Here is an 8,971-nt window from a genome sequence, read left to right as displayed (position 1 = left end):
TCGACCCTGCCAGTTAAAAACTGTTACCTATGTGCGTGAACTGATTTGTAACCCATGTGGGTGAGTCATACCGGCGAAGACCTTTTGCTTACTTTTGGGTCTTTCCAAAAGTGAGCCGCCGTCAGGGCGGAACCCTACTCTGCCGTTACCGCAGCAACGGATATGCCCCCCGACCGCCCAGCCCCACCAAGACCGCCTCACCATTAACGTTGTGTAGATACCCGTGCACATCGCAGGCAAGCCAGCTCCCACAGAAACGCCAATCACCGTAAAGAATCCGTATAAATCCGAAGTTCCCCATAACGATTACGTCGCCTCTATTGAACAACTAAGCCCCAAACTCTACCGTCACTTCCTACCCCCAAAACCCGTAGGAAGTCATCGTGGAAAGTTCAACTTTAGGCATGGTCGTCCTGTCAATGATTGCGCTCTTCGGCACCGCCGCGTTTTGTTTCGAACACCTCGCTACCCGCAGCGAGAAGAAAAAGAAAGCCAAATAAGCGGGTCGTCAAAATCAGCAGAACCCCAGACTTTCAAGGGATCCCCCGTCACCGGGCGGTCCCTTGTTTTCGTGCGTGCAGCTTAAAACCTTCTATATACCGTCTTAATACCGCCCGCCCTAATCAGTGCCCGAGCTTGATACAAGAGCGCCTAACCTCCCCGGCTTACTCAACAAGGGGAGTTACACCGTGCTGACACTAACCTTCATTTATATGGCCAGCGGCGTTTGCGCCGTGGGGCTGTTCGCTTACTTGGGCTATGCCCTCATTCGCGCCGAAAAGTTCTAGGGAGCCCGCCATGTACGACGTGATGTTTATGGGCCTCTCCCTGGTGTTTTTTGTTGCGACTGCCATGGCCATTGTCGCCATGGGCAAGCTTTGAACGGAGCCACGACATGCTAAGCACTTTGCTGGAATTTGCACTGGTCCTGGGGTTGATGACCGCGCTTGCCGTGCTCATGGGCAAGTGGCTGACCCGGGTATTTACCGGGAACCGCCATGCCTGGCCGGAACGTTTTACCTATCGCCTGCTGGGCATCAACCCATTGGAAACCATGAGCTGGGGCCGCTACGGTTCGGCGTTGTTGCTGTCGAACGCGGCGATGATGCTGTTGGGCTACATCATCCTGCGCCTGCAGTCGGTAACACCAATCAACCCGCTGGGGCTGGCCGCACAAACCCCCGACCTGGCGTTCAACACCGCCGCGTCCTTTATCACCAACACCAACTGGCAGGCGTATTCGGGCGAAACCAGCCTGTCGAACTTCAGCCAGATGGCGGTCATCACCTTTTTGATGTTTGTCGGCGCCACCTCCGGCGTGGTGGCAGCCGCCGGTTTCATACGTGGCTTGAGCCGCTCAAGCGCGGCCGATATCGGCAACTTCTGGGTCGACTTCACTCGCACGCTCTACCGCGTGATGCTGCCGCTGTGCGTGGGCATGGCGCTGGTGTATGTGTGGCAAGGCATGCCGCAAACCTTCGCCTCCCAGGCCCTGGCGACCACATTGGAAGGCGCGCAACAACAGTTGATCGTCGGCGCGGTTGCCAGCTTTGAATCGATCAAGCATATAGGCACCAACGGCGGCGGTTTCTTCAGCATGAACGCTGCGCACCCGTTCGAAAACCCGACGCCGCTGACCAACATCCTGCATATCCTCAGCATGCTGCTGATCCCCTCGGCGCTGACCTACACCTTTGGCAGCATGCTGTTGCAACGCCGTCAGGGCTGGGTGTTTTTCGGCACCTTCCTGGTGATGTTTATCGGCTTTCTTGCGCTGGTGTATGGCGCCGAGCAAACCGGCAACCCGTTGCTGACCCAGGCCGGCGCCAACCAAGCGCTGTCGATCGAGCAAAGCGGCGGCAACATGGAAGGCAAGGAGCTGCGTTTCGGCATCGCCGACAGCAGCCTGTTTATCGCCACCACCACGGCGGCCACCACCGGCTCGGTCAACAGCATGCACGACTCGCTGACGCCCATGGGCGGCTTTGTGCCCCTGGCGCAGATGATGCTCAATTGCGTGTTTGGCGGTGACGGCGTGGGCTTTATCAACCTGATCCAGTACGCACTGCTCACGGTGTTTCTGGTGGGCATGATGATCGGCCGCAGCCCGGAATTTCTCGGCAAGAAAATCGAGGCTCGCGAAATGAAACTGGTGATGCTCTCGGTGCTCGCACACCCGATCAGCATCCTCGGTTTCACCGCCCTCGCCGCCCTGTGGCCTGGCACCCTGGCCAGCCTCAACAACCTTGGCCCGCACGGTTTCAGCGAGGTGCTGTACGCCTACACCTCCGGCACCGCCAACAACGGTTCGGCGTTCGCCGGGCTGAACGCCAATACACCGTTTTTTAACACCACCATTGGCCTTGCGATGCTGATCGGGCGCTTCTTCACCATGCTGCCGATGCTCGCCGTGGCCGGTTCCCTGGCGATGAAAAAGACCGTGCCGGCCGGTGCCGGCACCATCCCCACTGCCACCCCGCTGTTCATGTTGCTGGTGGTGTTCGTGGTGCTGGTGGTCGGTGGCCTGACCTTCTTGCCCGCGCTCGCGCTTGGCCCGCTGGTGGAGCAACTGCAGTTGCTGTCCGGCCAGACCTACAACTAAGGACATGTTGATGACCACTCAATCGATCTTCAAAGGGCTGCTGCGCCCGGTGCTGGTGTCGGCGGTGTTTTTCATGCTGCTGACCGGGCTGGCTTACCCGGCGTTCACCACCGTGGCCGCGCAATTGCTGTTCCCGTTTCAGGCTCAAGGCTCGCTGATTGAACGTGATGGCCGAGTGATCGGCTCGGTGCTGATTGGCCAGCATTTCACCCAGCCTGAGTACTTTCAGGGCCGCCCCAGCATGACCCTCGGCGCTGATCCGCAAGACCCGAGCAAAAGCGTGTCGCAGCCCTACAACGCAGGCGCAAGCGGCGCCAGCAACCTCGGCCCCACCAGCCAAAAACTGCTCGACCAGGTGGCCGCCCGTGCCAAAACCTATCGCCAGGATAACGGCGTGGCCGCCGACGCCCAGGTGCCGGTGGACGCCGTTACCGCCTCCGCTTCCGGCCTCGACCCGCATATCTCGGTGGCCAATGCCCGCCTGCAGTTGGCACGTGTGGCCCGCCTGCGGCACATCCCCGAACCCGAGTTGCTGCAACTGCTCAACGACCACACCGCTGCACGCACCTTCGGCCTGCTCGGCGAGCCACGGGTGAATGTGCTGCAACTCAACGTGGCGCTGGATGCGCGTCAGCCCTCTATTGCGGTCAGTGAGTAAGAGATTCCCTCATGAAAAATCCTCGTTTACCTCTGTTTGATCGGCGCATCGTACTCACTGCCGGCGTTGATGCGCTGAAGAAATTACTGCCCCAGGCCCAGTGGAAAAACCCGGTGATGTTCGTGGTGTACCTGGGCAGCATCCTCACCACCTTGCTGTGGTTCCAATCCCTGGGCGGCAAGGGTGAAGCGCCCAGCGGTTTCATCCTCAGCATCACCTTGTGGCTGTGGTTCACCGTGCTGTTCGCCAACTTCGCCGAGGCTCTGGCCGAAGGTCGCAGCCGAGCCCAGGCCGAGAGCCTGCGCGGCATGAAACGCCAGACCCTGGCCAAGTTGCTGCAACAACCGCGTCACGGCGCGGCCTGGCTGCCGCTGGAGGCCAGCCTGCTGCGCAAGGACAATGTGGTGCTGATCGAAGCCGGTGACCTGGTGCCGCTGGACGGCGTGGTGATTGAGGGCGTGGCGTCGGTGGATGAAAGCGCGATCACCGGCGAATCGGCGCCGGTGATCCGCGAGGCCGGCGGCGACTTTTCTTCGGTCACCGGCGGCACGCGGGTGCTGTCGGATTGGCTGGTGGTGCGCATCAGCGTCAACCCCGGCGAGTCGTTCCTGGACCGCATGATCTCGATGGTCGAATCGGCCAAGCGCCAGAAGACCCCGAATGAAGTCGCGCTGACGATTTTGCTGGTGGGCCTGACCCTGCTGTTCCTGCTGGTGATCGCCACGCTGAGCCCCTACTCGATCTTCGCCGTGGCCATGAGCGGCAGCGGCAGCGTGATCAGCGCAACGGTGCTGGTGGCGTTGCTGGTGTGTCTGATCCCCACCACCATCGGCGGCCTGCTCTCGGCCATCGGCGTGGCGGGCATGAGCCGCATGATGTCGGCCAATGTGATTGCCACCTCCGGCCGTGCCGTCGAGGCGGCGGGTGATGTTGACGTGTTGCTGCTGGACAAGACCGGCACCATTACTTTGGGCAATCGCCAGGCCAGCAGCTTTTTGCCGGCACCGGGTGTGAAGGAAGCCGAACTGGCTGACGCTGCGCAGCTCGCCTCACTGGCGGACGAAACCCCGGAAGGCCGCAGCATTGTGGTGTTGGCCAAGCAGAAATTCGACATCCGCGCGCGGGACATCAACGCCCTCGGCGCACGCTTTGTGCATTTCAGCGCGCAAACCCGCATGAGCGGCGTCGACCTGGCCGAAGGCCGGGCGATTCGCAAAGGCGCGGCGGATGCGATTCGCAGCCACATCGAAGCCTTGGGCGGGAGTTTCCCGGCGGCGTTGCAGGCCAAGGTCGATGAAGTCTCGCGACGCGGCAGCACACCGCTGGTGGTCAGCGACGGTGCCAAGGCCCTGGGCGTGGTCGAGCTGAAAGACGTGGTGAAAGGCGGCATCAAGGAACGCTTCGCCGAGTTGCGGCGCATGGGCATCAAGACCGTGATGATCACCGGCGACAACCGCCTGACCGCCGCCGCGATTGCGGTGGAAGCCGGTGTGGATGACTTCCTTGCCGAAGCCCGTCCGGAAGACAAGCTGCAACTGATCCGCGACTACCAGGCCCAGGGCAAGCTGGTGGCCATGACCGGCGACGGCACCAACGACGCACCCGCGCTGGCCCAGGCCGACGTGGCCGTGGCAATGAACAGCGGCACCCAGGCGGCCAAAGAGGCCGGCAACATGGTCGACCTCGACAGCAACCCGACCAAGCTGATCGAAGTGGTCGAAGTCGGCAAACAGATGCTCATGACCCGTGGCGCGCTCACCACCTTCAGCGTGGCCAATGACGTGGCGAAGTACTTCGCAATCATCCCGGCAGCGTTTGTCGCCACCTACCCACAGCTTGGCGCCTTGAACGTGATGCACCTGAGCAGCCCCAACTCGGCGATTTTGAGCGCGGTGATTTTTAACGCGCTGATCATTGTCGCGTTGATTCCGCTGGCCTTGCGCGGCGTGAAGTACCGGGCCATCGGCGCGGCGGCGTTGCTTAACCGCAACCTGTTGATCTATGGCGTGGGCGGCGTGCTGGTGCCGTTTGCCGGGATCAAGGTGATTGACATGCTGCTGAGCGGATTGGGCTTGGTGTAACACCACAAACCCAATGTGGGAGCTGGCTTGCCTGCGATAACGGTGGGCCAGCCAAGGAAATTTCGACTGACACACCGCCATCGCAGGCAAGCCAGCTCCCACAGTTAACTGTGTTGTATTGATCAGGAAGAACATGCCCGCACTCAACCACGAACGCCCCGACCCCGACGCCCTGCTCGCGCGTGTACAGCTCGAAGAACAGGCCGCCTTGCGCGGCAAATTGCGTATCTACTTCGGCTCAAATGCCGGGGTGGGCAAGACTTGCGCCATGCTCGCAGCGGCGCAACGCGAAGTTGCCCTGGGCCGTGATGTGCTTGCCGGCGTAGTCGAAACCCACGGCCGCACGGAGACTGCCGAGTTGCTCCACGGCCTGGAGCAACTGCCCCGCGCGGCCTTGCTGCACCACGATTTTGCCCTCAGCGAATTCGACCTCGACGCCGCGTTGCACAGGCACCCCGCCGTGGTGCTGGTGGACGAGCTGGCCCACAGCAACGTGCCCGGTTCTCGGCATCCCAAACGCTGGCAAGACGTTGAAGAACTGCTCAGCGCCGGCATCGACGTATGGACCACGCTCAACGTCCAGCACCTGGAAAGCCTGAATGATCTGGTCAGCGGCATCATCGGCATTCGCGTGCGCGAAACCGTGCCGGATCATGTGTTTGATAACGCCCATGACGTGGTGGTGATCGACCTGCCGCCTGACGATTTGCTGCAACGCCTGAAGGACGGCAAGGTCTACCTCGGCCCGCACGCCGAGCGCGCCGCACAGCATTTTTTCCGCAAGGGCAACCTGTTGGCACTGCGCGAACTGGCGCTGCGGCGCACGGCGGATCGGGTCGACGCGCAAATGCGCGTGTACCGCCGCGAACAGTCGATCAAAGCCTTGTGGCCAGCGCGCGAACGCTTGCTGGTGGGGGTGGCGGGCGACGCCGGTGATGAGCGCCTGGTGCGCGAAGCTGCGCGATTGGCGCAAAAGCTCGAGGCTGACTGGATCGTGGTGCATGTCGCTTCGGCCCAAGGCAGCGGCGCCAAGCGTTACCTCACCGCAATGAAAACCCTGACACTGGCCAGCGAATTCGGCGCCGATACCGCAACGCTGCCGGGCATGGACGTGGCTGAAGCCCTGGCCGCCTGCGCCCGCGAACACAACGCCAATCGCCTGGTGCTCGGCCATCATCCGCGTCGGGCATGGCGCTTCTGGCACCAGTCGGTGGGCGACCGGATCAGCCGCCATCACCCGCAAATCGATCAGATCGTGATTGCCCACGGTGTGTTGCCGGGGCCTGCACCGGTCAGCGAAAAACCGACGCCGACGCCTGGCCGCGCCTTGGCGTATCTGTCGGCCTCACTCGCCTGTTTCGCCGCCAGCGCCGTTGCAGCCTTGCTGCTGCAAGTGTTCGACCTGGCCAACGTGGTGATGCTGTTTTTGCTCACCGTGGTGCTGGTGGCCCTGCGTTACGGACGCGGCCCCGGCGTGTGGGCGGCGATGCTGGCGGTGCTGTGTTTTGACTTCTTTTTCGTGCAGCCGCGCTACTCGTTTACCGTCAATGACACCCAGTATTTTTTCACCTTTGCGCTGATGCTCGGCATCGCCTTGATCACCGGGCAACTCACCGCCCGCCTGCGCCATGAAGCACGCACGGCAGCCGCGCGTGAACGGCGCGCGACCTCTTTGGCGCGGCTGGCTCGCGACTTGTCGGCGGCACTGACCGTGGAGCACATCAGCGAAGTCGCGCTGCGCACTTTCAGTGGCGTGTTCGAGGCGCGGGTCGGCTTGGCCTTGCCGGACGCCGCCGATGGCGTACACAGCGTGAGTGCCAGCGGCTTGCCGATTGACGACAGCATCGCCCAATGGACTTACGACCACGGCCAAGCCGCCGGGCACGGCACCGACACCTTGTCGGCGGCCAAAGGTTGCTATTTACCACTCAAGGCGCCGATGCGCGTGCGCGGCGTGCTGGTGCTGGAACTGGCCCAAGGCGAACGCCTGAACGACCCGCAGGAGCGCCGCCTGCTGGAAGCCTGCATGAGCCAATTGGCGATTGCGCTGGAGCGCGTGCATTTCGTCGAAGTGGCACAAAGCACGCTGGTGCAGATGGAAGGCGAGAAGATGCGCAACACCCTGCTCGCGGCTATTTCCCACGACTTGCGCACGCCCTTGACCACCCTGATCGGCGCCACCGACACCGCCCTGCCCCATGCCCCGCCAGGCCCGCTGACGGAATTGCTGCATGGCATCCATGAGCAAGCCACGTCGATGCAACGGCTGATTGAAAACCTGCTGGACATGGCGCGCATGCAGGAACGCGGCGTGCGCCTGAATCGGCAGTGGCATTCGCTGGAAGAAATCGTCGGCAGCGCCTTGCGCCAGTTGCGTGAGCCGTTGGCACACCACAGCGTGCAAACCCGATTGGATTCGCAATTGCCGCTGGTGGACATCGACGCACTGTTGATCGAGCGGGTGCTGGTCAACCTGCTGGATAACGCCGCCAAGTACACACCAGCGGGCACCCTCATAACCGTCGCCGCCAGCCAGGTTTCAGACAGCATCGTGCTGGAAGTTCGCGACAACGGCCCAGGCAAGGCTCCCGCCAACCTGTTCGAACCTTTCGCGCGCGGCCAGCAGGAATCGTCCGTGACTGGCATCGGCCTGGGCCTGGCGCTGGCCAAACGCATCGTTGAAGCCCATGGGGGGCATATCCACACCCACCCGCTTGAGACGTGCGGCATGCACTTCATCATCACCTTACCGGCCGGCACCCCGCCGCCCATGGAAACCCTATGAGCACTGCACGCATTTTGATTGTTGAAGACGAAGCCAACATCCGCCGCTTTGTCGGGATCGCCCTGCAAGATGAAGGTTTTCAAGTGTTCGAAGCCGACAGCGTCAAGCGTGCGCTGATCCATGCCGCCAGCCGTCAACCGGACCTGGTGATCGTCGACCTCGGCTTACCCGATGGCGATGGCAAGCAACTGATCAGTGAGTTGCGTGGCTGGCTGGCGGTGCCGATTCTGGTGTTGTCGGCGCGCGATCGCGAAGAAGAAAAAGTCGCCGCACTGGACGCCGGTGCCGATGATTACCTGACCAAGCCGTTCGGCGTGCCCGAATTGCTCGCACGCATCCGCGCACAACTGCGCAGGCATGGCCAGACCGGCGCCGTGGCGGCGACCAGCAAGGTGGCGTTTGGTGAAGTTGAAGTGGACTTGTCTACCCACGAAGTGTGGCGCCAGAGCCAACCGGTACACCTCACCCCCATCGAGTATCGCCTGCTCTGCGCGATGATTCGCGGCCAGAGCCGGGTGCTCACCCATCGGCAGTTATTGCTGGAGGTGTGGGGCCTGGATTACGTGGAGCGCCCGCACTATTTGCGTGTACACATGGCGCACTTGCGGCAAAAGCTGGAGGCGGACCCGGCACAGCCGCAGCATTTTATTACCGAGTTGCAGGTGGGGTATCGGTTGATGGGAGTGAACTGATGTTCGGCAACGCACTGCGCCAAAGAGCCAATAAAAATCACTGGAAAAAAGTACATACCCTATTTGAAATACGAACCTAAATTCACGCGCAAAAAAAAGCCCGCTCAATGAGCGGGCTTCTTGTGGTGACCTGGCGTTCAGTGTTCCAGGTTA

General features: G+C 61.8%; 6 protein-coding genes and 1 tRNA gene (1 of these 7 running past the window's edge). 6 read left to right on the top strand and 1 reads right to left on the bottom strand.

Features of this window, described 5'->3' with window-relative positions; all coding sequences use genetic code 11:
- Window positions 1-713: 713 nt before the first annotated feature.
- The 6 genes from kdpF to K0H48_RS15985 all read left to right on the top strand — a co-directional run bounded on the left by kdpF (window position 714) and on the right by K0H48_RS15985 (window position 8,818).
- Entirely contained in the window at window positions 714-788 is a 75-nt protein-coding gene (gene kdpF / locus K0H48_RS16010; RefSeq protein ID WP_256666301.1) for a K(+)-transporting ATPase subunit F, read from the top strand.
- A gap of 107 nt (window positions 789-895) precedes the next feature.
- On the top strand, window positions 896-2,602 hold the full coding sequence (kdpA, locus tag K0H48_RS16005) for a potassium-transporting ATPase subunit KdpA (RefSeq protein WP_219268198.1): 1,707 nt from the start codon (window positions 896-898) through the stop codon (window positions 2,600-2,602).
- A 10-nt stretch (window positions 2,603-2,612) separates the two neighbouring features.
- A complete protein-coding gene (gene kdpC, locus K0H48_RS16000; protein ID WP_219268197.1) occupies window positions 2,613-3,260 on the top strand; it encodes a K(+)-transporting ATPase subunit C in 648 nt (215 codons plus the stop codon).
- 11 nt (window positions 3,261-3,271) lie between these two features.
- On the top strand, window positions 3,272-5,341 hold the full coding sequence (gene kdpB / locus K0H48_RS15995) for a potassium-transporting ATPase subunit KdpB (protein ID WP_219268196.1): 2,070 nt from the start codon (window positions 3,272-3,274) through the stop codon (window positions 5,339-5,341).
- A gap of 133 nt (window positions 5,342-5,474) precedes the next feature.
- Window positions 5,475-8,126, top strand: a complete 2,652-nt coding sequence (locus tag K0H48_RS15990; RefSeq protein WP_219268195.1) for a sensor histidine kinase KdpD — start codon at window positions 5,475-5,477, stop codon at window positions 8,124-8,126.
- A complete protein-coding gene (locus K0H48_RS15985) occupies window positions 8,123-8,818 on the top strand; it encodes a response regulator (RefSeq protein WP_219268194.1) in 696 nt (231 codons plus the stop codon). The genes K0H48_RS15990 and K0H48_RS15985 overlap by 4 nt, the downstream gene beginning before the upstream one ends.
- 123 nt (window positions 8,819-8,941) lie before the next feature.
- Here K0H48_RS15985 and K0H48_RS15980 read toward each other — a convergent pair.
- Window positions 8,942-8,971, bottom strand: a tRNA-Val gene (locus K0H48_RS15980) (it continues 66 nt past the right edge of the window).

Origin of the sequence: Pseudomonas sp. Xaverov 259 (genome assembly GCF_019352915.1) — a bacterium.
GTDB lineage: Bacteria > Pseudomonadota > Gammaproteobacteria > Pseudomonadales > Pseudomonadaceae > Aquipseudomonas.
Note: the sequence above shows the minus strand (reverse complement) of the source record. Positions and strands in the feature narration are given on the sequence as shown.

What these genes read in the sequence shown, in the direction of transcription:
- kdpA (WP_219268198.1), top strand. Translation starts at nt 896, where the DNA reads ATGCTAAGCACTTTGCTGGAATTTGCACTGGTCCTGGGGTTGATGACC.
- K0H48_RS15990 (WP_219268195.1), top strand. Translation starts at nt 5,475, where the DNA reads ATGCCCGCACTCAACCACGAACGCCCCGACCCCGACGCCCTGCTCGCG.
- kdpC (WP_219268197.1), top strand. Translation starts at nt 2,613, where the DNA reads ATGACCACTCAATCGATCTTCAAAGGGCTGCTGCGCCCGGTGCTGGTG.
- kdpB (WP_219268196.1), top strand. Translation starts at nt 3,272, where the DNA reads ATGAAAAATCCTCGTTTACCTCTGTTTGATCGGCGCATCGTACTCACT.
- K0H48_RS15985 (WP_219268194.1), top strand. Translation starts at nt 8,123, where the DNA reads ATGAGCACTGCACGCATTTTGATTGTTGAAGACGAAGCCAACATCCGC.